This is a genomic window from Comamonadaceae bacterium OTU4NAUVB1, assembly GCA_024372625.1.
Lineage (GTDB): Bacteria > Pseudomonadota > Gammaproteobacteria > Burkholderiales > Burkholderiaceae_C > Variovorax.
This window is the reverse complement of sequence record CP099605.1, coordinates 158,826-182,251: the sequence shown is the minus strand read 5'-3', so window position 1 is coordinate 182,251 and position 23,426 is coordinate 158,826. Positions and strand designations below refer to the sequence as shown.

16 protein-coding genes are annotated in these 23,426 nt (G+C 73.2%); 13 read left to right on the top strand and 3 right to left on the bottom strand.

Going from position 1 to position 23,426, the window contains the following annotated elements:
* Positions 1 to 45: 45 nt before the first annotated feature.
* Positions 46 to 2,871, bottom strand: a complete 2,826-nt coding sequence (glnE, locus tag NF681_04290) for a bifunctional [glutamate--ammonia ligase]-adenylyl-L-tyrosine phosphorylase/[glutamate--ammonia-ligase] adenylyltransferase (protein UST54437.1) — start codon at positions 2,869 to 2,871, stop codon at positions 46 to 48.
* A 23-nt stretch (positions 2,872 to 2,894) separates the two neighbouring features.
* Between glnE and NF681_04285 the strand changes: the two genes are divergently transcribed.
* The 5 genes from NF681_04285 to NF681_04265 all read left to right on the top strand — a co-directional run bounded on the left by NF681_04285 (position 2,895) and on the right by NF681_04265 (position 13,251).
* The gene (locus tag NF681_04285; protein ID UST54436.1) at positions 2,895 to 7,031 is read left to right on the top strand and encodes a TIGR02099 family protein; all 4,137 of its coding nucleotides are present in this window, start codon (positions 2,895 to 2,897) and stop codon (positions 7,029 to 7,031) included.
* Positions 7,028 to 7,843 carry a carbon-nitrogen hydrolase family protein gene (locus NF681_04280; protein ID UST54435.1) on the top strand — a complete coding sequence of 272 codons (816 nt, stop codon included), beginning with the start codon at positions 7,028 to 7,030 and terminating at the stop codon, positions 7,841 to 7,843. Before NF681_04285 ends, NF681_04280 begins: the two co-directional genes overlap by 4 nt.
* A gap of 73 nt (positions 7,844 to 7,916) precedes the next feature.
* Positions 7,917 to 9,953: a PAS domain S-box protein gene (locus NF681_04275; GenBank protein ID UST55859.1), complete on the top strand. Its 2,037-nt coding sequence runs from the start codon at positions 7,917 to 7,919 to the stop codon at positions 9,951 to 9,953.
* Positions 9,954 to 9,973: 20 nt separating this feature from the next.
* Positions 9,974 to 10,600, top strand: coding sequence for a response regulator (locus NF681_04270; protein ID UST54434.1), 627 nt, complete (start codon positions 9,974 to 9,976; stop codon positions 10,598 to 10,600).
* A gap of 128 nt (positions 10,601 to 10,728) precedes the next feature.
* Positions 10,729 to 13,251 (top strand): penicillin acylase family protein, encoded by a 2,523-nt coding sequence (locus tag NF681_04265; GenBank protein UST54433.1) that lies wholly within the window; start codon positions 10,729 to 10,731, stop codon positions 13,249 to 13,251.
* 3 nt (positions 13,252 to 13,254) lie between these two features.
* Here the strand turns inward: NF681_04265 and NF681_04260 are convergent, their stop codons facing one another.
* Positions 13,255 to 13,893 carry an OmpA family protein gene (locus tag NF681_04260; protein ID UST54432.1) on the bottom strand — a complete coding sequence of 213 codons (639 nt, stop codon included), beginning with the start codon at positions 13,891 to 13,893 and terminating at the stop codon, positions 13,255 to 13,257.
* 249 nt (positions 13,894 to 14,142) lie between these two features.
* Complete coding sequence (locus tag NF681_04255) at positions 14,143 to 14,313, bottom strand: hypothetical protein (protein ID UST54431.1); 171 nt, start codon at positions 14,311 to 14,313, stop codon at positions 14,143 to 14,145.
* On the opposite strand from NF681_04255, the gene NF681_04250 reads away from it, so the two are divergent.
* The 8 genes from NF681_04250 to NF681_04215 all read left to right on the top strand — a co-directional run bounded on the left by NF681_04250 (position 14,312) and on the right by NF681_04215 (position 23,401).
* Complete coding sequence (locus NF681_04250) at positions 14,312 to 15,463, top strand: MltA domain-containing protein (protein UST54430.1); 1,152 nt, start codon at positions 14,312 to 14,314, stop codon at positions 15,461 to 15,463. The genes NF681_04255 and NF681_04250 overlap by 2 nt on opposite strands.
* A gap of 207 nt (positions 15,464 to 15,670) precedes the next feature.
* On the top strand, positions 15,671 to 17,911 hold the full coding sequence (locus NF681_04245) for a PhoX family phosphatase (protein ID UST54429.1): 2,241 nt from the start codon (positions 15,671 to 15,673) through the stop codon (positions 17,909 to 17,911).
* 115 nt (positions 17,912 to 18,026) lie between these two features.
* Positions 18,027 to 18,830 (top strand): FadR family transcriptional regulator, encoded by an 804-nt coding sequence (locus NF681_04240; GenBank protein ID UST54428.1) that lies wholly within the window; start codon positions 18,027 to 18,029, stop codon positions 18,828 to 18,830.
* A gap of 82 nt (positions 18,831 to 18,912) precedes the next feature.
* Positions 18,913 to 19,434 carry a tripartite tricarboxylate transporter substrate-binding protein gene (locus NF681_04235; GenBank protein ID UST54427.1) on the top strand — a complete coding sequence of 174 codons (522 nt, stop codon included), beginning with the start codon at positions 18,913 to 18,915 and terminating at the stop codon, positions 19,432 to 19,434.
* Positions 19,435 to 19,460: 26 nt separating this feature from the next.
* The gene (locus NF681_04230) at positions 19,461 to 20,432 is read left to right on the top strand and encodes a tripartite tricarboxylate transporter substrate binding protein (protein UST54426.1); all 972 of its coding nucleotides are present in this window, start codon (positions 19,461 to 19,463) and stop codon (positions 20,430 to 20,432) included.
* A 61-nt stretch (positions 20,433 to 20,493) separates the two neighbouring features.
* Positions 20,494 to 21,384: an NAD(P)-dependent oxidoreductase gene (locus NF681_04225; protein UST54425.1), complete on the top strand. Its 891-nt coding sequence runs from the start codon at positions 20,494 to 20,496 to the stop codon at positions 21,382 to 21,384.
* Positions 21,381 to 22,673, top strand: coding sequence for a four-carbon acid sugar kinase family protein (locus tag NF681_04220; protein ID UST54424.1), 1,293 nt, complete (start codon positions 21,381 to 21,383; stop codon positions 22,671 to 22,673). Before NF681_04225 ends, NF681_04220 begins: the two co-directional genes overlap by 4 nt.
* Positions 22,674 to 22,726: 53 nt before the next feature.
* Complete coding sequence (locus NF681_04215) at positions 22,727 to 23,401, top strand: aldolase (protein UST55858.1); 675 nt, start codon at positions 22,727 to 22,729, stop codon at positions 23,399 to 23,401.
* Positions 23,402 to 23,426: the final 25 nt, after the last annotated feature.

Below are 23,426 nucleotides of genomic sequence, written 5' to 3'. Positions count from 1 at the left end.
GACACGCCACCGGGCACGCGGTCCACGAAGCACAAGGGCGAGTCCTCACGGACTTTCGAACACGGCCTTCCACAACGCGAGCATCGTCTCGCGCTCGACGGCGAGGGCCGGCAGCGCGACCGACGTCGGTTCCTCGTTCAAGCGGGCGCGGTGCTGGATGCGTCGCAGTTCGCGATAGGCCGCGCCGGCACGACGGCCCATGCCCTCGGGCAGCAGACCCGCCGTTTCGGCCCGGCGCAGCAAGGCGATGTTGCCCACGTTGGGCACCAGTTCGGCGTGCGCGTGCGCGTGCGACAACACCAGGAACTGCACCGCGAACTCGGCATCGACCATGCCCCCGGGGCTGTGCTTGACGTCGAAGCGGCCGGCCTTGACGGGATGGGCCGCCCTCACCTTGGCGCGCATGGCGACGATCTCCTGGCGCAGGGCCGCCCGGTCGCGCGGCGCGGTGACCACCGCCTCCCGGATGCGGTCGAAGTGCGCGACCAGTTCCGCCCCGAACGCGGCATCGCTGCCAGCCGCGTCGCTCATGCCGATGCAGCGCGCGCGCGTCATGGCCTGATGCTCCCAGGTCCATGCGGTGTTGCCGCCACGCCCGAGCTGGTATTTCTCGTAGGCCGCGAGGCTCGTGACCAGCAGCCCGGAGTTGCCGTTCGGACGCAGCGCGGTGTCGATCTCGAACAGATCGCCCTCGCGCGTCTTCACCGACAGCCACTTGATGAGACGCCGCACGTAGGCCGCATAGACCTCGCTGGCGCGCTCGTCGTCGTCCTCGTGGACGAAGACGATGTCCAGATCGCTGCCATAGCCGAGTTCCTTGCCGCCGAGTTTCCCGTAGCCGATGATCGCGAACCGCGGGGTCTCGCGGTGCGGATCGCGCACATGGCGCCAGCACCAGCGCGCGGTCACGCGCAGCACCGTGTCGGCCAGCGCGCTCAGGTCGTCGGCGACCTGCTCGACGGTGATGCGGCCCTCGACGTCGCGCGCCAGCGTGCGGAACACCTCGGCATGGTGGGCATGGCGCAGCAGGTTCAGCAGCCGTTCCTCGTCGTCCTCGCCGGTGCGGCGCAGGGAGGCCTGGCGCCGCTCCAGTTCGCGCTCGAACTCGACGGCGTCGAAGCGGCCTTCGAGCATCTCGTCGCTGGCCAGCTCGTCGATCACGCCCGGGTGCTGCAGCAGGTAGCGCGCCGGCCAGCGCGCCGCCGCCAGCAGGCCCAGCAGGCGCGCTTGCACGGCCGGGCGCTCCACCAGCAGCGCCAGGTAGCTCTCGCGGCGCAGCAGCGGCTCGATCCAGTCGGCCCAGCGCAGGGCGGCCTCGCCGCGCCGGGCCAGTCCCTCGGCGGCGGCGGCCTCGCCGATCGCCTCGTCGGCGGCGGGCGTCCCGATCCATTCGCCGGTGCGCTGCACCAGTTGACGCAACCGCACGCGCGTCTCGTCGCGCAGTGCCAGGATGCGCGGGTTGCCGCGCCAGCGCTCGACGCGCGCGGCGAAGACCGCCGGCAGGCGCGCCATCAGGTCCTCGAGATCGGCCGGCGGCGGCGCGGCACGCGCGCCGCCGTTGCAGCCGACGCATTTGGGCGCGCCGCCGAGCAGTCGGTCGAACTCCTGGGCCACCACCTCGCGATGCGCATCGAGCTGCGCGAGGAAGGCGCAGCAGTCGGAATAGCCCAGGGTCGAGGCGATCCAGCGCACGTCGGCGTCCTCCACCGGCAGCACGTGGGTCTGCTGGTCGTCGAGGTACTGGATGCGGTGCTCGACGCGACGCAGGAAGACATAGGCCTGCGCCAGCGCGTCGGCCGTCTCCTGCGGCATGAGGCCGGCGCGCGCCAGGCGCTGCAGGGCGTCGAGCGTGGGGCGGGTGCGCAGTTCGGGGAACTGGCCGCCGCGCACCACCTGCAGCAGCTGCACGGTGAACTCGATCTCGCGGATGCCGCCGCGCGAGAGCTTGACGTCGTTGGCGCGCTCGGGCCGCCCGGCGGCACGGCGCGCGGCCTGCTCGCGGATCTGGCGGTGCAGCACCCGCAGGGCATCGAAGACGGCGTAGTCGAGGTAGCGGCGGAAGACGAACGGCAGCACCACGCCGCGCAGCGCCTGCGCCGAGCCGTCGTCGATCACCGACTGCGGCGCCACGACGCGGCTCTTCATCCAGGCGAAGCGCTCCCACTCGCGGCCTTGCACCTGCAGGTACTCCTCCAGCGCGTCGACCGAGGCCACGCTCGGCCCGGAGTTGCCGTTCGGCCGCAACGCCAGGTCGACGCGGAAGACGAAGCCGTGCTCGGTGGTGTCGCCCACCAGCGCGTAGATGCGCTTGACCGCGAAGGCGAAGTACTCGTGGTTGGAGACGCGGCCCCGCCCGCCCTCGCCGCCAGCGGTCTCGCCGTCCTGGTCATACAGGTAGATCAGGTCGATGTCGCTGGACACGTTGAGCTCGCGCGCGCCGAGCTTGCCCATGCCCACGACCCACATCTGCGCGCGCTCGCCGTTCGCGCCGATCGGGGCGCCATGGCGCGCGTCGAGCTCCGCGAAGCTTTCGCGGCAGGCGACGTCGAGCGCGAACTCGGCCAGGTCGGTGACGGCGTCGGTGACCACGTCCAGCGGCGCCTGACGCTCGCAGTCGAGCACCACCAGGCGCTCCATGACCAGCTGGCGCACGATGCGCAGGGCGACGCCGGCGGCATCGCCGCGCGCGCGCAGCACGTCGTAGGTGGCCTGCATGGCGGCGCGGCGCGGCGCGCCCTCGGCCAGCAGGGCGAGTTCGCCGGCATAGCGCCGTCGCAGGCGCTGGACGAAGCGGGAATGGCCCGAAAGGGCCGAAGGCCCCGTGGGCGAAGGGGCTGCCGGATCGGGGCCCGCGGAGAGGCTGGGGGTCATAATTCCTGGCACAGCGATCCTCAATGAACGACCCGGCATCCTCTCCTTCACGGCTGCTCAGGTTCACCACCGCCACGGCGCGCTGGCTGCTGGGTCTGCTGATCGCCGCGTGGTTGCTGTTTGCGCTGTCGGTCGTTGTCCTACACGGCTGGATTGTGCCGCGAATCGGCGAGGTCAGAGGCCTGCTGGAAACCCAGGCCACACGCGCCATCGGGGTAACGGTGCGCATCGCCACCGTCACGGCGCGCTCGGACGGCCTGTTCCCCAGCATCGAACTCGGCGGCGTGACCCTGCAGGACGCGCAGGGGCGCGAGGCGTTGCGGCTCGCGCGCGTGGTGGCCAGCGTCTCGCCGCGCTCGCTCTGGCGCCTCAGCCTGGAGCAGCTCTACCTGGAGCGCCCGCAGCTCGACGTGCGCCTGGACGCGCAGGGCCGACTGCACGTGGCAGGCCTCGACGTGGTGACCACCGACACCAGTGGCGAGGGCCGCGCGGCCGACTGGTTCTTCGCCCAGCGCGAGGTCGTCGTCGAGGGCGGCACGGTGCGCTGGACCGACGAGCGCCGCGGCGCCGAGCCGCTGCTGCTGACTGACGTGCGCTTCGCCGCGCGCAACGGCGGCCTGCGACACACGCTGCGCCTGGATGCCACGCCGCCCGAGGGCTGGGGCGAGCGTTTCACCCTGCGCGGCCGCTTCCGCCAGCCGCTGCTGTCGGTGCGCAGCGGCCACTGGCAGACCTGGAACGGCGAGCTCTACGCCGAGCTGCCCCGCATCGACGTGCGGCGCCTGGGCCGCTACGTCGCGCTCGACGCGCGCATCCGCGAGGGCCGCGGGGCGCTGCGCGCCTGGGTCGACGTGCGCGCGGGGCGGGCCACGGGCGGCGCCGCCGACCTGGCGCTCGAGCGCATCGACGCCTCGCTCGGCGACGGCCTGGCGCCGCTTGTGCTGCGCGACGTGACCGGCCGCCTGGCCGGACGCCGCGACGACGACGGCACGCTGGAGGTGTCGACGCAGCGGCTGCAGTTCGCGGACGCCGACGGCCTGCGCTGGCCGGGGGGCAACCTGTCGTTTCGCCACACGCCCGGGCGGGAGCGTCGCCCGGAGCGCGGTGCCTTCAAGGCCGACCGGCTCGACCTGGGCGCGCTGGCGCTGGTCGCCGGCCGCCTGCCGCTGGGCGAGGCGACGCACCGCGCCATCGCCGCCTACGCGCCGCGCGGCGTGGTCGAGGCCATCGACGCGAACTGGCAGGGACCGCTGGCCGATCCGCTGCGCTACCAGGCGCGCGGGCGGGTCAGCGGCCTGGGCCTGGACGCGCAGCCCGCCACCCGGACGCCCGGCCTGCGCGGCGCCACCGTCGACTTCGACGCCACCCACCAGGGCGGCAACGCCTCGATCGACATCGCGCAGGGCGCGCTCGACTTTCCCGGCATCTTCGAGGAGTCGCTGATCCCGCTGGACACGCTCTCGGCGCAGCTGCAGTGGAAGCTCGACGGCGCGCGGGCGCAGCTGCAGGTCGCGAAGCTGCGCCTGGCCAATGCAGACGCCGCCGGCGAGGCGCAGGCGAACTGGCGCACCGCCGACCCGGCGGTCTCGGGCAGCCGCTCGCGTTTTCCGGGCGTGCTCGACCTGCAGGGACGGCTCACGCGCGCCGACGGCACGCGCGTCGCGCGCTACCTGCCGCTGTCGATTCCCAGGCACACGCGCGACTACGTGCGCGAGACGGTGACGCGCGGCGTGGCCACGGGCGTCGACTTCCGCGTCAAGGGCGACCTGCACGACGTGCCGTTCTCCGGCGTGCATGCCGCCGAGGCGCGCACGGCGACGCCGGCCGACATCGCCCGTGCCCGTCAGGGCGAGTTCCGCATCGCGGCGCGCGTGCGGGACGTCGACTACGCCTACGTGATGCCCTCGAGCGTCGCCGCGGGCAAGGCGGCGCCCTGGCCGGGGCTGACCGGCGTGTCGGGCGAGCTGATCTTCGAGCGCGCCGGCCTGCAGGTGCGCGACGCGCGCGGGCGCCTCGCGGGCGCGCCGGGCATCGAGGTGACGAAGGCGGACGTGCGCATCGCCGACATGGCGCACCACGCGCCGGTGCTGGAGATCGACGCGCTGGCCCGGGGGCCGCTCGACGAACTGCTGAAGGTCGGCGCCCCGCTGCTGGGCGGTGCCGCCGGCGCGATCGGGCGCATGCGCGCGACCGGCGCGGCCGACTACGCCCTGTGCATCGAGTTGCCGCTGGAAACCATGGACCAGGCGCGGGTGCGCGCCGGCGTCACGCTGGGCGGCAACGACCTGCAGCTGCTGCCGCAGGCGCCGTCCCTCGTCCAGGCGCGCGGCACCCTGACTTTCACCGAGACCGGCTTCACGCTCGCCGGCGTGCAGGCGCGCCTGGCCGGTGGCGAGGCGCGCATCGAGGGCCGTGGCCGCTACGGCGGCACGGCGGGCGCCGAACTGGAATTCGCCGCCCAGGGCGGCGCCACCGCCGAGGGCCTGCGGGCCCTGCGCGAGGTGCCGCCGCTGGCCGCCGTGGCGCGGCACGCCAGCGGCGCGATGCGCTACGACGCCACCTTCGCGCTGCGCGGCGGCGCGCCCGAATTCACCTTTGCGAGCAGCCTGCAGGGCCTCGCGCTGGACCTGCCCGCCCCGCTCGCCAAGGTGGCCGGCACCGCGCTGGCGCTGCGCGTCGAGCAGAAGGTGGTGCTGCGCGACACCGTGGACGGCCTGCCCCGCGTCCACGACGCCCTGTCGGCGCGACTCGGCGACGTCGCCTCGGCGCGCTACGTGCGCGACGTGTCGGGCGAGCGCACGCGCGTGCTGCGCGGCGCGCTGGCCGTCGGCCCGGACGTCGTCGCGCCGGATGGCGCCGGCGCGGCCCTGCCCGAGGACGGCGTGCAGTTCGACCTGGCACTGCCCGCGTTCAGCGTCGCGGCCTGGCAGTCGCTCGTCGACGAGGCCGCGTCGGCACCGCCGGGCCCGGGCGGCACTGGCGCGGCGGGCACCCCGGTCGCATCCGCCGCCGATGCCGACGTCCAGGGCTACCTGCCCACCCGCGTGGCCGTGCGGACGCAGGCGCTGGCCATCGGCGGCGGGCGCACGCTGCACGACGTGGTGCTGGGCGGTTCGCGCGAGGGTTCGCTCTGGCGCGCCAACGTCGACGCCACCGAGCTGAGCGGCTATGTCGAATACAACGCCGCGCAGGCCGGGCGCGTCCATGCCCGCCTCGCGCGCCTGAGGATCGCGCCGGGCGAGACCGCGCAGGACGTGGAATCGCTGCTCGACGAGCAGCCCGGCACGCTGCCGGCGCTGGACATCGTGATCGACGACCTCGAACTCCTCGGCCGGCACCTGGGGCGCGCCGAGATCGACGCCGTCAACCGTGGCGGCGCGCGACGCGAATGGCGGCTCAACCGGCTCGCCTTCACGATGCCGGAGGCGAGCTTCACCGCGCAGGGGTCCTGGGCGGCGGCCGACGGCACCCCGACGGCCGCCGGCGACCGGCGCCGCACCGCCATGACCTTCCATCTGGAGATGGCCGACGCCGGCGCCCTGCTCGCGCGCTTCGGCATGCCCGACGTGATCCGGCGCGGACAGGGCTCGCTCTCCGGCGAGGTCGACTGGCGCGGCTCGCCGCTGTCGCTCGACGCGGCCAGCCTGGGCGGCCAGCTGCACATCGAGGTTGCCAGCGGCCAGTTCCTCAAGGCCGACCCGGGCCTGGCCAAGCTGCTGGGCGTGCTCAACCTGCAGGCGCTGCCGCGCCGGCTGGTGCTGGACTTCCGCGACGTCTTCAGCGAAGGTTTCGCCTTCGACATCGTGCGTGGCGACGCCCGCATCGCGCAGGGTCGCGCCACCACCAACAACCTGCAGATGAAGGGCGTCAACGCCGCCGTGCTGATGGACGGCTCGGCCGACCTGGTGCGCGAGACGCAGGACCTGCGCGTGGTGGTGGTGCCCGAGATCACCGCCGGCACGGCCGCCCTGGTGGCCACCGCCATCAACCCGGTCGTCGGCCTGGGCACCTTCATCGCGCAGTGGCTGCTGAGCCGGCCGCTGTCGGCCGCGGCCACGCAGGAGTTCCAGATCGAAGGCACCTGGGCCGACCCGAAAATCACCCGCGTCCCGCGCCGCGCCGTCTCGGCCGGCGAACCGTCCAAGGAGAGATCGCCATGAAAGTCGCCGCCATCCAGATGGTCTCGGGCACGGACCGCGACGCCAACCTCGCGCACGCGCGCGCCCTGCTGGCCGAAGCCGCCGCCGCGGGCGCCGAGCTCGCCGTGCTGCCGGAGTATTTCTGCATCATGGGCGCGCGCGACACCGACAAGCTCGCGCTGCGCGAGCGGCCCGGCGAAGGCGTGGTGCAGGCGTTCCTGGCCGCGGCGGCGCGCGAGCTCGGCCTGTGGATCGTCGGGGGCACGCTGCCGCTGGCGACCGAGGACGCCGACCACGTCTTCAACACCTCGATGGTCTACGCCGCCACGGGCGAATGCGTGGCGCGCTACGACAAGATCCACCTGTTCTATTTCGACAACGGCGCCGAGCGCCACGACGAGCGCCGCGTGGTGGCGCCGGGCGGTGAACCGGTGCTGTTCGAGCTGCCCTCGCGCGACGGCCATCGCTGGCGCATCGGGCTGTCGGTGTGCTACGACCTGCGCTTTCCCGAGCTCTACCGCGAGCTGGCCCGGCGCGGCGCCGAACTGCTGCTGGTGCCCAGCGCGTTTACGCGCACCACGGGCGCGGCTCACTGGGAAGTGCTGCTGCGCGCCCGCGCCATCGAGAACCTGGCCTGGGTCGCCGCGCCGGCGCAGGGCGGCACGCACGAGAACGGCCGCGAGACCTGGGGCCAGTCGCTGGTCGTCGATCCGTGGGGCCGCATCGTCGCCCAGCGCGCGAGTGGCGCGGGCGTGGTGCTGTTCGACCTCGACGCGCGGCAGACCGTCGCCGCCCGCACCCAGTTGCCGGCGCTCTCGCACGCCGTGCTGTGAGCCCGGCGATCCGCGCGTGAGTCCGATCGACACCGCCGCGCCGGCGCGCGAGAACCTCGCCACCCGGCTGGCGATGCGCATCGGCGGCCAGGCCTTCCTGAGCCTGCGCGCGGTGTGGCAGCGCTGGTTCCTGTGGGTGCTGCTGGCGATGCTGGTGCTGGTGCTGCTGGCCACGGTGGTCTGGCTGGCCGGGCGCCACGAGGCCGAGCAGGTGCAGGAGATCCTCGACCGCGACACCGCCGACGCCGTCGCCGACCTGCGCACCGGGCTGCAGCGCAACGTGCTCGGGCTGCGCGCGCTGCAGGCCAACGGCCTGGACCTCGGGCGCTGGCCGGCCGAATCCGCCGCGCTGATGCGCGGCCACCGCGAGTGGCTGCGCCTCGAGTGGCGCGACGACGCCTTCGGGCGGGCGGCGTCGACCGACACGCCCTACCGCATCCGGCGCGCCGACGGCCCCGAGGGCGTCCCGGCCGGTGCCGACGCCGCGCTCGAGGAGGTCGCGCGCGCGGCCTGCGGCGCCGCCGGACGGCTCGGCGCGGCGGCCTATTCGCCCAGCGTCTACGCGCCCCTGCCGGGCACCAGCGGCCTGGAGGTGATGGCGGTGTGCGTGCCGGTGGACGGGGGTGGCCACCTGGTGGCGATCTACGCGCTGCGCGACGTGCTCATCGAGCTGGTCGCGCCGACCCTGCGGCGCGGCCAGGAGGTGTCGCTCACCGAGCCCGACGGCACGCGGCTCGCCTCGGTCGGCACCGCGCGACGCAGCGGCAGCCGCGTGTTCACCGCGCGCCAGCAGATCGACCTGCCCGGCATCTCGCTCGCACTGCGCGTGGACGGCTGGCGCGCCGCGCCCGACGTGTTCCCCAACCTGCTGACCGGGCTGGTCACGGCGATCTCGATCGCGCTGGTGTCGGTGCTGGCGCTGCTGGCGAGCGACACGCGCCGCCGGCTGCGCGCCGAGCACGAGCTGGCCGACGCGCTGGCCTTCCGCAAGGCGATGGAGGACTCGGTCATCACCGGCATGCGCGCGCGCGACACGCGGGGCCGCACCACCTACGTCAATCCGGCCTTCTGCGAGATGGTGGGCTTCAGCGCCACCGAGATCATGGCCGCCGGAGCCGACGAATCGCCCTACTGGCCCACCGAGCTGGCGCACGAGTACAGGAAGCGCCAGAACGTCCGCCTGTCGGGCGGCACGCCGCCGCGCGAGGGCTTCGAATCGGTCTTCATGCGCAAGGACGGTTCGCGCTTCCCGGTGCTGGTCTTCGAGGCGCCTCTGATCAACGCCCAGGGCGAGCAGACCGGCTGGATGAGCGCGGTCGTGGACATCGGCGAACAGCGCCGCATCGAGGAACTCTCGCGCGCCAGCCAGGAGCGGCTGCAGGCCAGCGCGCGGCTGGCGACCGTCGGCGAGATGGCCTCGCTGCTGAGCCACGAGCTGACCCAGCCCCTGGCCGCCATCGCCAGCTACGCGACCGGCTCGCTCAACCTGCTCGGGGACGCGGCGCGGCCGCCCGGCGCGCCGTTGCCCGAGGTCGACCGCGCCGACGTCGCGATGGCGGTGCGCCGCATCGCCGAGCAGGCCGACCGCGCCGGCCAGGTCATCCGCAGCGTCCACGATTTCGTGCGCCGGCGCGACCGCACGCGCGAGCCGGTGGCGCCGCAGACGCTGCTCGACGCCGTGCTGCCGCTGGTGCACCTGCAGGCACGCAAGCTCGGCGTGCGCGTCGAGATCGCGCTGGAGGACGCGCTGCCCAACGTGCTGTGCGATCGCACGCTGGTCGAGCAGGTGCTCCTGAACCTGGCGCGCAACGGCATGCAGGCGATGGACGCGCCGGAGTGCGCGACGCGCGTGCTGCGCCTGCGCGTGGCGCGCTCGGGCGCGAGTCCGACGCGCAGCTGGCTCGTCTTCTCGGTCGCGGACCTGGGCAGCGGGATCGCCGACGAGGTCGCCCGTCGCCTGTTCACGCCCTTCTTCACCACCCGCCCCGACGGCATGGGGCTGGGGCTGAGCCTGTGCCGCACGGTGGTCGAGCAGCACGGCGGCGTGCTCGCCTTCGAGCCCCATGCGCCACGCGGCACGGTGTTCCGCTTCACACTGCCGGTCGTCTGAATCCCGGAGAGATCCCGCCCATGCAACCCCTCATCGAAGGCCTGGTCTTCATCGTCGACGACGACGCGAGCGTGCGCGAGGCGCTCGCCTGGCTGCTGCGCTCGCGCCGGCTGGCGAGCGAGCACTTCGGCAGCGCCGACGCCTTCGAGAGCCACCTCGACCACACCCGGCTGCCCTCGGAGCCGCACTGCCTGCTGCTGGACGTGCGCATGCCCGGCACCAGCGGGCTGGTGCTGTTCGACCGCCTGGCCCAGCGCGGCCTGCTCGACACCATGCCGGTGATCTTCCTGACCGGCCACGCCGACGTGCCCACCGCCGTCGAGACGATCCAGCGCGGCGCCTTCGACTTCTGCGAGAAACCGTTCTCCGACAACGCGCTGGTCGACCGCATCGAGCGCGCCCTGGGGGCCTCGCTGCGCGCCCTGCGGCTGCGCGAACAGCGCCAGCGGCTGCGCGGCCAGGTCGCCGAGTTGTCCGAACGCGAGCGCGACGTGATGCGCCTGGTGGTCGAGGGGCTGCCCAACAAGCTCATCGCCGACCAGCTCGCCATCAGCGTGCGGACGGTGGAAGTCCATCGCGCGCGGGTGTTCGACAAGATGGAAGTGCGCTCGGCGGTCGAACTGGCGAACCTGCTGCGCGGGCTCTGAGGCGTGGTCCTCGCGCCGCCGTGCGCCGGCACGGCGTGCGCCATCGGCGCCGGCGGGGATTCTTTTCGCCGCGCGGGCCGGCTAAGCTCCTCCCGCCCCGAACCGATGGGCGCCAGGAGACGACCACCATGAGACATCCGACATCCCGCGGCATCCGGCCGCTTTCCTTGCTGCTGGCCGCGCTGCTGGCGGCCTGCGGTGGCGGTGGCGGCGACGGCGGCAACGCCACCGGTGCCGGCAACAACGGCGGCGCGGCCGTCGGCAGCGGGGGTGGCGTGGTCGCCAGCCGCTACAGCGCGGAGATCCGCCGCACCGAGATGGGCGTGCCGCACATCCGGTCGACCACCTGGGCGGGCGCGGGCTACGGCTACGGCTACGCGCAGGCCCAGGACAACCTCTGCACCATGGCGGACTCCTTCCTGACCTACCGGGGCGAGCGTTCGCGGTACTTCGGCGGCGAAGCCCAGCTGGCCTACGACAGCACCATCGCACGGCCACGCAACATCGATTCGGATTTCTTCCACCGCCACGTGCTCACCGCCGAGGTGGTGGACGCCATGGTGGCGGCCCAGCCCGAGCGGCTGCGCCAGCTGGTCGAGGGTTTCGCCGCCGGCTACAACCGGTACGTGTCGGAGGCCCGCGCCGGCAACGGCGCCCACGCGGCCTGCCGATCGGCCGACTGGGTGCAGGCCATCGCGCCCCAGGACATCTGGCGCCGCATGGTCGCGGCCAACCTGGCCGGCGGCTACAGCAACTTCGTCGCGGGCATCGCCAACGCGACGCCGCCCGTGGCCACGCCGCCGGCGCGCACCAGCGGCGGCGCCCCGGTGTCGAAGTCCTCCGCCGATGCCGCCGCGCTCGCCGCCTTCGATGCGGCCGCCACCGTGCCGCCCCGCCTGGAGGTCGGCGGCACGCGCGGGGTGGGCAGCAACATGTACGGCTTCGGCAGCGCCGTCACGGGCGAGGGCAGCAGCGTGCTGTTCGGCAACCCGCACTGGTACTGGAAGGGACCGGACCGCTTCTACCAGGCGCAGCTCACCATCCCCGGCGAACTCGACGTGAGCGGGGCGTCGTTCCTGGGCGTGCCGGTGGTGCTGATCGGCTTCAACGACAGCGTCGCCTGGAGCCACACGGTCTCTACCGCGCGGCGCTTCGGCTTCTTCCAGCTCCAGCTGGTGCCGGGCGACCCGACCAGCTACCTGCGCGACGGCCGCAGCGTGAAGATGACCGCGCGGCCCATCACGGTGCAGGTGCGCGACGCGGCCGGCAACACGGCCGCCGTGACGCGCACGCTCTACGCGTCGGAGCACGGACCGATGGTCGACCTCGCCGGGCTCAATCCGGCGCTGGCCTGGAACGGCACGACGGCCTTCGCCATCCGCGACATCAACGCGCAGAACTACCGCACCTTCCGCAACTGGCTGCGCTGGAACCAGGCGAAGTCGCTGGACGAGTTCATCGCCATCCAGCGCGAGGAGGCGGCCATTCCCTGGGTCAACACCGTGGCCGTGGGCCGGGGCAGCGCCCAGGCGTGGTACGCCGACATGGGCGCGGTGCCCAACGTGTCGCCCGAACAGGTCGCCGGCTGCACCACGGCCTTCGGTCGCGCCGTGGCGGCGGCGATCCCGGGCGCGCCGTTCTTCGACGGCTCGCGCGGCGCCTGCGACTGGCGCACCGACGCCGACTCGGCGCAGCCGGGCGCCATCGGGCCGTCGCGCATGCCCAGCCTGCTGCGCGACGACTACGTGGGCAACATGAACGACAGCCACTGGTCGACCAACGTGCGCGCGCCGCTGACCGGCTATCCGGCCATCTTCGGCCCCGAAGGCACCCAGTCACTGAGCCTGCGCACGCGCCTGGGCCACCAGATAGCGCTGCAGCGCCTGGCCGGCACCGACGGCTACCCGGGCAACCAGGCCACCAGCGCCATCGTGCGCCAGATGGTGCTGAACGGCCGCGTCTTCAGCGCCGAGCGCTTCAAGACCCAGGCGCTGGCACAAGTGTGCGCGACGCCCCAGATCGCCGTCGTCGGCGTGGGACCGGTGGACGTGACGGCGGCCTGCGCCGCCCTGCGCGCCTGGGACGACACCGGCAACGCCACGGCGCGCGGATCGCACCTGTGGGACGAGTTCTGGCGGACCATCCCGCTGACCGACGCGCAGCGCTATGCCGTGCCGTTCGATCCGGCCGATCCGCTGAACACGCCGCGCGACCTGCGCGCCGACGCGGGCGACGCCCTGCGCCAGGCCTTCGGCGGCGCCGTCGCCCGGTCGGCGGCCGGCGGGTTCTCGCCCGACGCCCGGCGCGGCGACCTCCTCTACGCCACGCGGGGTACCCGGATTCCCCTGTACGGCGGCTGCGGCGAGGTGGGCTACTTCACGGTCACCTGCTCGGATAACCCGATCGAGCGGGGTGGCTACAACCTGGACGGTCAGCCCGAGGGCAACAGCTACATGCAGGTGGTGAGCTTCCCGTCGAACACGGTGCAGGCGCACACCTTCCTGACGTTCTCGCTGTCGGACGATCCGGCTTCGGCGCACTACGGCGACTACACCCGGGCCTACGGTGCCAAGCAGTGGGTGCGCATGCCCTTCACCGACGCCGAGATCGCCGCCAGCCCCGGCTACGCCACCGTCACCGTGCGCGAATAGCGATCAGCCGCGCTCGCCGACGTAGATCTCGACGCGGCGGTTCTGGGCGCGGCCGGCGTCGCTGTTGTTGTCGGCGACGGGCTCGCGCGAGCCGCGGCCTTCGATGCGGAAGGCCGTGGACGGCACGCCGCGCGCGATCAGGTAGTCGCGCGTGCTGGCGGCGCGATCGACCGACAGCGGGTTGTTGACCGAGTCGCTGCCGGTGCTGTCGGTGTGGCCGATGATGCGCACCTCGGCGTTGGGGTTGTTGCGCAGGCCGTTGGCGAACTGGTTGAGCACCGGCGCGAAATTGGCCTTGATCGCCGAGCGACCGGTGTCGAAGGACACGTCGCTCGGGATGGCCAGCTTGAGTTCGTTGTTGGCCGTCTGCGTCACGCCGATGCCCGTGCCGCGCGTGGCGGCTTCCATCTCGCGCTTCTGCGATTCCATGCGCTGCGACCACAGGTAGCCGCCCAGCGCGCCGACGCCCGCGCCGATGGCCGCGCCCGTGCCCGCGCGCCCGCCCGTGATCGAACCGATGGCCGCGCCACCCAGGGCGCCGGCGCCGGCGCCGATGCCGGTGTTGCGCTGCGTGTCGGTCATGCCGGCGCAGCCGGTGAGGACGACGGCGAGGGCGGCGGTGGCGAGAACGAGTTTCTTCATGGCGAGGTTTCCTGAAAACGAAGGCAGTACAACGCCGCGGCGGACCACGGCACAAGCGTTCGATTATCCCGGCCAAACCCGGCCAAACCCGGCCGAAGCCCGCGAGCCGGCCTTCGACATCGCTCGCTTCCCCGTGGCGATCCTTCGAGAAGGCCCATGGGAACTGGTCGGCACGCTCCTTTTTCAGGAGCATCCCGACCGTTGCCCGACGGCACGATGCGCTCTCGCCCGACAGGCCGGGCGGCCCGCTCAGTCGTCCCGTGACGGCGTCGCGGGCGGCGCCGGCGCCGGCGCGGGGCGCTCCCCGGGCGGCGGCGGTTCGGCGATCTCGCCGCGCCGGCGGCCGGCGAACATGGTCCACCAGACGATGGCCACGAGCAGCACGAGGGCGCCGAGCGCTTCGAGCAGAATCAGACCCATGACACAAGGACTCCGGTGGTGGCTGGCGGGGCTGGCCATCGTAGCAACGCTGGCGGGATGCTCGACGGGCGCGCGCCTGGACAACAACACGAACACCGCCGGTGCGCACGGCGCCGGTGCCGGCGCGGTCCCTCCGCCGGGGCCGCTGAACATCTCGCTCACGCATCCCAAGAGCCGCTGGGTGCCGGTGTCGTGGTCCGATCTGCCCGGCTTCGCCGACGACGCCACGCACGAGGGCTGGGCCGCCATGGTGTCCAACTGCGCCCGGCCCAACGCGGTCTTCGCGCCGCTGTGCCAGGACGTGCGCCGCCTGGCCATCGCCGACGCCGACGCCCAGCGCCAGTGGATGGTCGAGCGGCTGCAGCCCTATCGCGTCGAATCCCACACCGGCCTGAGCGACGGCCAGCTCACCAGTTACTACGAACCGGTCTACGACGCATCGCGCCGCCCGACGACCCAGTTCAACGTCCCGCTCTATGCCGCCCCCGCCGGGCTGGTGCCGCGTCGGCCCTGGTACACGCGCCAGCAGATCGAGACCCTGCCGGAGGTGCAGGCCGGTCTGCGCGGGCGCGAGATCGCCTGGATGGCTGACCCGGTGGACGCCATGATGCTGCACATCCAGGGCTCGGGACGCCTGCGCATCGCCGAGCCCGACGGCTCGCAGCGCACCGTGCGCGTGGCCTTCGCCGCCACCAACGAACAGCCCTACCGCAGCATCCAGCAGTGGCTGATCGGCCAGGGCGCCGGGCGCGTGAGCCGCTGGCCCGACGACACCAAGGCGTGGGTGGCGCAGAACCCGCTGCGCGTGCAGGAACTGATGTGGAGCAATCCGCGCTACGTGTTCTTCCGCGAGGAATCCCTCGTCGGCGTCGATGCGTCCTCGGGCCCGCGCGGGGCGCAGGGCGTGCCGCTGACGGCGGGGCGTTCCATCGCGGTGGACCGCGACAGCATCCCCTACGGCACGCCGGTCTGGCTGGCCTCGCCGGGGCCGTCGGTGCAGCTCGCGCGGCTGGTGGTGGCCCAGGACACGGGCAGCGCCATCGTGGGCGCCGTGCGCGCCGACTACTTCGCCGGCACCGGCACCGAAGCCGGCCGCCTGGCCGCGACCGTGAACCAGCCGCTGAAGCTGTGGGCCCTGTGGCCCAAGTGACCGGCGACTGAGGCGGCGCGCGCCGGGCCGGTCGAACCGCCGCGGCCGCGCCGCGCGCACGGCCGCCGCGCATGGCAGGCTCGCGTGACATCCGGATGACTTCGTCCGGGGTGGATGCGGGGCCATTGCCTTCGAATCGTCACACGGTGCTTCTACGGTACGGGCCCAGGACCTGGTCCTGCCCGAATTCCCAAGAGAACACCACCGATGAACACGAAGATTTCCTACGCCGCGCCGGCCGTCGATCCAGACGACATCGGCTACAACCGCACCGCCAATCCCGATTTCAACGGCCTGATCGCCGCCCGCCTGAGCCGCCGCCGCCTGTTCGGCCTGGGCGTCGGCACCGCCGGCGCCGCGCTGCTCGGCGCCTGCGGTGGTGGCAGCGACGACACGCCCACCCCGGCACCCGCGCCGGCACCGGCGCCGGCCCCCGCCCCCGCGCCGGCCCCGGTGGCGCAGAAGCTGGGCTTCAACGCGGTCGCCAAGAACCTGGCCGACGCCGTCGCCGTGCCCGCCGGCTACACCGCCAGCGTGCTCTATCGCCTGGGCGACCCGATCGCCGCGGGCGTCGCCGCCTACGCCAACGACGGCAGCGACGCCGCGTCGACCTACGACCGCCGCGCCGGCGACCACCACGACGGCATGACCTTCTTCGGCGTCGACGCCAACGGCCGCTGGAGCCCCACGGCGGCCGACCGCGGTCTGCTGGTGATGAACCACGAGGCCATCACGCCGGCCTTCCTGCACGCCACCGGCCAGACCAGCACCGGCAGTGGCACCGCGCAGACCCGCACGGTGGCCGACGAGGTGCTGCGCGAGTTCTACCTGCACGGCGTGAGCGTGATCGAGACCGCGCGCGGCGCCAACGGCGCCTGGAGCTACCGCCAGGCCTCGGGCTTCAACCGCCGCGTCCACACGCTCACGGAGATGGCCTTCTCCGGCCCGGTCGCCCGCACCGAGGCCGTGCGGACCAAGTATTCGAGCGACGGCAGCCGCGTGCGCGGCACGGTCAACAACTGCGCCAACGGCACCACGCCGTGGGGCACCTACCTGACCTGCGAGGAAAACTGGGCCGGCTACTTCCGCCGCGTCGCCGCCACCGACAACACCCGGCGCACGGCGCGCGAGCTGGTCTCGTTCGCGCGCTACGGCGTCGCCGGCACCGGCCGCGAACTCTGGGCCACGGTCACGCCCGACACGGCCGACGACCTCTACGGCCGCTGGAACACCGAGGTGCGGGGCGCCTCCGCCGCCACCGACTATCGCAACGGCGCCAACACGTACGGCTGGGTGGTCGAGATCGACCCGTTCGCGCCCACATCGACACCGAAGAAGCGCACCGCCTTGGGCCGCTTCAACCACGAAGGCGCCTGCCTCGGCCCGGTCGCGGTCGGCAAGCCGCTGGTCTGGTACATGGGCGACGACTCGCGCAACGAGTACATCTACAAGTTCGTCTCGACCAGGAACTGGGACGCGGCCGACATCGGCGGCGGCATCGCGGCGGGCGACAAGTACATGGACGACGGCCGGCTCTATGCCGCGAAGTTCAACGCCGACGGCACCGGCCGCTGGCTGGAGATCAAGCTGGGCGTGAACGGCATCACCGCCGCCAACCCGGCCTACGCCTTCGCCGACGCGGCCGACGTGCTGGTCAACGCCCGCCTGGCTGCCGACGCCGCCGGCGCCACCAAGATGGACCGCCCGGAGTGGACCGCCGTCAACCCCAAGACCGGCGAGGTCTACGTCACGCTGACCAACACCAACGCGGCCTCCCGTCCGATCGGCGCGACCGACGCGGCCAACCCGCGCTTCTACAACGACCCCAAGGGCACGGCCGCGGCGGCCCAGCGCGGCAACCCCAACGGCCACGTCGTGCGCTTCGCCGACGACAACGCCGATGCGGCGTCCACCACCTTCAAGTGGGACGTGTACCTGTTCGGTGCCCGCGCCACGGCCTCGAGCGACATCAACGTCTCGGCGCTCGACGCGAGCAACGACTTCTCCAGCCCCGACGGCATGTGGTTCAGCCAGGCCGCCCCCGGCCTGCTGTGGCTGGAGACCGACGACGGCGCCTACACCGACGTCACCAACTGCATGCTGCTGGCCGCCCTGCCCGGACGCGTGGGCGACGGCGGTGCCCGCACGCTCACCAACGTCGACGGCGCCACCACCGCGGCGCAGGCGACGATCGTCGGCAAGGCCCCGGGCACCGACGGCCTGCGCCGCTTCCTGGTCGGCCCGAAGGAGTGCGAGATCACCGGCATCGCCGAGTCGGGCGACGGCCGCGCGCTATTCGTCAACATCCAGCACCCGGGCGAGGACACCGCGCCGAACTACGCCAGTCCGGCGAGCTTCGGCAGCCACTGGCCCGACGGCGGCAACGCCCGCCCGCGCTCGGCGACCGTGGTCATCACGCGCAACGACGGCGGACTGATCGGGCTCTGAGCCAGCGGGCTGACGGCGGCGGCGGCGGATCGGGTGCCGCCGCCTGCGCCAGCGCGGCGGCGCCGCATGCCGGTGGGGTCATGGGATAGAGTCGTACGATGACTTTTCGCCTGGCATGACCTCCCGATTCCAGTCCCTGACGCCCGGCGCGCGCCTGTCCGATCGCATGGCCGAAGCGCTCGAAATCGAGATCCGCGCCGGGCGGCTGGCCGCCGGCACCCGGCTGCCGACGGAAGTGGTGCTGGCCGAGCAGTTCGCCGTCAGCCGCACGGTGGTGCGCGAAGCCGTCTCCCGACTCAAGTCGCTGGGGCTGGTCGATTCTCGCCAGGGCAGCGGCATGTACGTGCGCGAACCGGGCTTCATGCCGTTGAGCTTCGATGCGCGCTATGTCGGTTCGAAGACGGCGGTGATTCAGATGGTCGAACTGCGCCGTGCCCTGGAGGCCGAGGTGGCCGGGCTCGCGGCGCAGCGGCGCGGCGCCAGCGACGTGTCGCGCCTGCGGGCCGCCATCGCGGCGCTGACGGCGAAGGTGCGTGCCGGCGGCGACGGCGTGACCGAGGACGTGGCCTTCCACCGCGCGATCGCCGAGACGGCGCGCAACCCGTTCCTGCTCGACACGCTGCAGTACCTCGGCCAGTTCCTGATCGGTGCCACCCGCGTGACACGCGCGAACGAGGCGCGTCGCGTCGACTTCGCCGCGCAAGTGGCCGACGAGCACGATCGCATCGTCGCAGCGATCGAGGCCGGCGATCCGGCCGGCGCGCGCCTCGCCGCCGCCAGCCACATGGACAACGCGATCCGCCGCATCGAACAGGCCGATCCGGCGTTCTGGCAGCAGGAGGGAGAAGCCCTCGCGCGTCCGCTGACCGGCGCGCTGCCGACACTCGAGACGCTCGCCCCCGCCGAAAAACCGCGCTGAAGCGTGCTGCACGGGTTATCCCTGTCTTCAAAATCCACGCTAATTTGTATGATGACCATATGAATTAAAACGGAGACATCGGATGAAGGCATGGTGGGCTCGTGGCGCGCTGGCGCTGGGCATCTCGGTACAGGCGCACGCGCAGGCACCGGCGTCGATGTGGCCGTCCTGGCCGATCCAGATCGTGGTGACGTCGGCTGCGGGATCGGCGCCGGACCTGCTCGCGCGCACCCTGGGCGCCGAACTGCAGAAGCGGCTCGGTCAGCCGGTGGTCGCCGACAACAAGCCCGGGGCCGGCGGCTCGCTCGGCGCCACCATGTCCAGCGTCATGACGGTGTCGAGCGAAGGGCCGACTGAGGTCGCCCGGTTCGAGCAGACGGTCTGTTCCGTCCTGTTGGCCCCTGCCGGCACGTCGCAGGACGTCGTGGCGCGCAGGAACCACGAGGTCGGCGATCACCTGCGGATGCCGCAGGTGATCGCGCGTTTCGCCAACACCGGCGCGACCACCGGCACCGACTCGCCGGCCGGACTCCGCCGGATGGCGATCGCGAAGGCCGACAAATGGTCCCGCGTGGCGCGCGAGTCGGGCGCCATCGCGGGTTGAGACGACACACACAGAAACGCCTTCCGATGACACGTCGAACCTTCCTGCTCGCCGCCGCCGCGGCGTCGATCGCCCCGCTGGCCGGTCCAGCGCGCGCCCAATCCACATGGCCGAGCCGTCCGTTGCGCGTGGTGGTGCCGTTTCCGCCCGGCGGGCTGATCGACAGCATGGCGCGGCTCGTCACGCCACATCTGGCGCAATTGCTCGGCCAGCCGGTGGTGGTCGACAACAAGCCCGGAGCGGGCGGCAACATCGGCGCCGCCGAGGTGGCGCGCGCCGCGCCCGACGGCCACACGCTGCTGATGGCTTCGCCACCCCTCACGATCAGCCCGGCGATCTACCGGTCGCTGCCGTATGCGCCGGCGCAGATCGCCCCGGTCGCGCTGCTGGGCCGCGTGCCCAACGTGCTGCTGGTCAACCCGTCCAGCGGCATCGCCTCGGTGGGCCAACTCACCGCGCGCGCCAAGGCGCAGCCGGGCCGGCTGAACGTTGCCTCCAACGGCAACGGCACGTCGCTGCATCTGAGCGCCGAGCTCTACAAGAGCCTGGCAGGCGTCTTCCTGACCCACATCCCCTATCGCGGCGCCGCCGCCGCCATCACCGGCATGCTCTCCGGCGAGGTCGACCTGATGTTCGACAACCTTCCCTCGGCCATCGGCCAGGTGCAGGCCGGCAGGCTCAAGGCGCTGGCCGTGACGACCACGCAGCGCAGCAAGGCGCTGCCGGACGTGCCCACGATGGCCGAGGCCGGCGTGCCCGGCTTCGACGTCAGCGCGTGGTTCGGCCTCGCGGGGCCGGCCGGACTGCCGCCGGCCGTCGTGACTCGCCTGGAACAGACGCTCGCCCAGGTGGCGGCGCGACCCGACGTGATCGCCACCATGTCGCGCCAAGGAGCGGAGCCGGCCTACCTGGACCACGCGGCGATACGCGCCTTCATGGACGTCGATGCGGCACGCTGGAAAAAAGTCGCGACATTCGCCAACATCCAGCTCGACTGACGGACTGCGCCGCGTCCACTCCGAACGCACCATCTTCTTCATTCGATCCAAGGATTACTGTATGACCACCATCGGACTGATCGGCCTCGGGGCCATGGGAAGCGGCATGGCGCGTTCGCTGCGGCGTGCCGGCCACGCGATCCGCGTCTTCGACGTGCGCTCGGAGGTCGCGCGCGACTTCGCCGAGGCGGGCGGCACGGCCTGCGCCTCGCCGGCCGAGCTGGCCGCGGGCTGCGACGTCGTCGTCTCGGTCGTCGTGAACGCGCAGCAGACCGAGGCGGTGCTCTTCGGCCCCGACGGCGCCGCCGCCGCCCTGCCGCGCGGCAGCGTCTTCGTGATGTGCTCGACGGTCGACCCGAACTGGTCGATCGCGCTGGAGGCGCGGCTGGCCGCGCTCGGCGTGCTCTACCTGGACGCGCCGATCTCCGGCGGCGCCGCCAAGGCCGCCAGCGGCGACATGACCATGATGACGGCCGGCACCCCGGCGGCCTACGCGCGCTGCGGCGACCTGCTCGACGCCATGGCCGCCAAGGTCTATCGCCTGGGCGACCGGGCCGGCGCCGGCAGCAAGGTCAAGATCATCAACCAGCTGCTCGCCGGCGTGCACATCGCCGCGGCGGCCGAGGCGATGGCGCTGGGCCTGCGCGAGGGCGTCGACGCCGCCGCGCTCTACGAGGTCATCACGCACAGCGCGGGCAACAGCTGGATGTTCGAGAACCGCATGGCGCACGTGCTGGCGGCCGACTACACGCCGCTGTCGGCGGTGGACATCTTCGTGAAGGACCTGGGCCTGGTGCTCGACACCGCGCGCGCGAGCAAATTCCCGCTGCCGCTGGCCTCCACCGCGCACCAGATGTTCATGCAGGCCTCGACCGCCGGCTTCGCGCGCGAGGACGACAGCGCGGTCATCAAGATCTTCCCCGGCATCGAACTGCCGGCGCGCAAGGCATGAGCGCCGTGGACGCCCCCGCCATCGCCCTGGGCTGCATCGCCGACGACTTCACCGGCGCGACCGACCTCGCCAACAACCTCGTGCGCGCCGGCATGCGCGTGGTGCAGACCATCGGCGTGCCGAGCGGGCCGCTGGCGGCGGAAGTCGACGCCGTCGTGGTGGCGCTGAAATCGCGCACCGTCGCCCCGGCCGAAGCCGTGGCGCAATCGCTCGAGGCACTCGCCTGGCTGCGGGCGCAGGGCGCGCGGCAGATCTACTTCAAGTACTGCTCCACCTTCGACTCCACGCCGACGGGCAACATCGGCCCGGTCGCCGAGGCGCTGATGGACGCGCTGGGCTGCGACTTCACGATCGCGACGCCGGCCTTTCCGGACAACGGGCGCACGGTGTTCAAGGGCCACCTGTTCGTGGGCGACGTGCTGCTCAGCGACAGCGGCATGAAGGACCATCCGCTCACGCCGATGACCGACGCCAACCTGGTGCGGGTGCTGCAGGCGCAGTCGCGGCGGCGCGTCGGGCTGATCGACCACGCGGTGGTGGCGCGCGGCGCTGCGGCCGTGCGCGAGCGCATCGCCGCGCTGCGCGCCGCGGGCGTCGGGCTCGCCGTCGTCGACGCGGTGTCCAACGACGACCTGCTGCGCCTGGGCCCGGCGCTGGCGGACATGCCCCTGGTCACGGCCGGCTCGGGCGTGGCGATCGGGCTGCCGGCGAACTTCGGCATCGCGCCCTCGGCGCGGGCCGGCGCCCTGCCCGCGGCCGGCGGCGCGCGGGCGGTGGTCTCGGGCAGCTGCTCGCTCGCCACCAACGCCCAGGTGCGTGCCTTCGTCGACGCCGGCCTGCCGGCACGCCCGCTCGATCCGCTGCGCCTGGCCGACGAAGGCGTCGACGCGGAGGTGGCCCGGACGCTGGCCTGGGCCGCGCCGCTGCTGGCACGGGGGCCGGTGCTGGTCCATTCGACGGCCGCCACCGACGCCGTGCGGGCGGTGCAGGACCGCCTGGGCGTGGCGGCGGCCGGCGCGCTGGTCGAGGACGCGATCGCGGCCATCGCGCGCGGCCTGGTCGCGCTCGGCGTGCGCCAGCTCGTGGTGGCGGGCGGCGAGACCTCCGGCGCCTGCGTGCAGGCGCTGGGCATCGCGCAACTGCAGATCGGCCCGCAGATCGATCCCGGCGTGCCCTGGTGCCACGCCCGGGCCGAGGCGGCCGACGGCGCCGGCCTGCACCTGGCGCTGAAGTCCGGCAACTTCGGCGCCGTCGATTTCTTCACCCGCGCCTTCGCCGCCCTCGCATGACCACCACTTCCGCCGTCCCCGCCGTCCCCGCCGCCCCGCCTGCCTCCGACCCCCTGCCCGAGGACCTCGCCCGCGAGGAGATCTGCCGCGTCGGGCGCAGCCTGTTCGAGCGCGGGCACGTGCACGCCACGGCCGGCAACATCAGCGTGCGGCTGGCCGACGGCGGCTTCCTCATCACGCCGACCGACGCCTGCCTGGGTTTCCTCGATCCCGCGCGCCTCGCGCGCCTGGACGCCCAGGGCCGCCAGACCGGAGGCGACCGGGCCAGCAAGACCATCGCGCTGCACGCGCGCATCTACGCCGCGGCACGGCGCTTCGACGCCGCCACCGCCTGCGTGATCCACACGCACGCCACGCACTGCGTCGCGCTGACCCTGCGGCCCCGGCCGCCCGCGGGGGACGAGCTGCTGGGCGCGCTCACGCCCTATTTCGTGATGAAGGTCGGCCGCGTGCCGGTCATCGCCTACCACCGCCCCGGCGCGCCGGAGGCGGCCGACGCCGTCGCCGCGGCGATCGACGCCTACGGCGCGCGCGGCACGCCGATCCGCGCCGCGATGCTGACGAGGCTGGGCCCCAACGTCTGGCACGAGACGCCGGCCGCTGCGATGGCGGTGCTGGAGGAGCTGGAGGAGACGGCGCGGCTGCGGCTGCTGTCGCCGGCCGAGCCGGCCCCGCTCGACGCCGAGCGGATCGAGGAGCTGCGCCGCGTCTTCGGCGCACGCTGGTAGTCCCGCAACCCAACCTCCCACGACC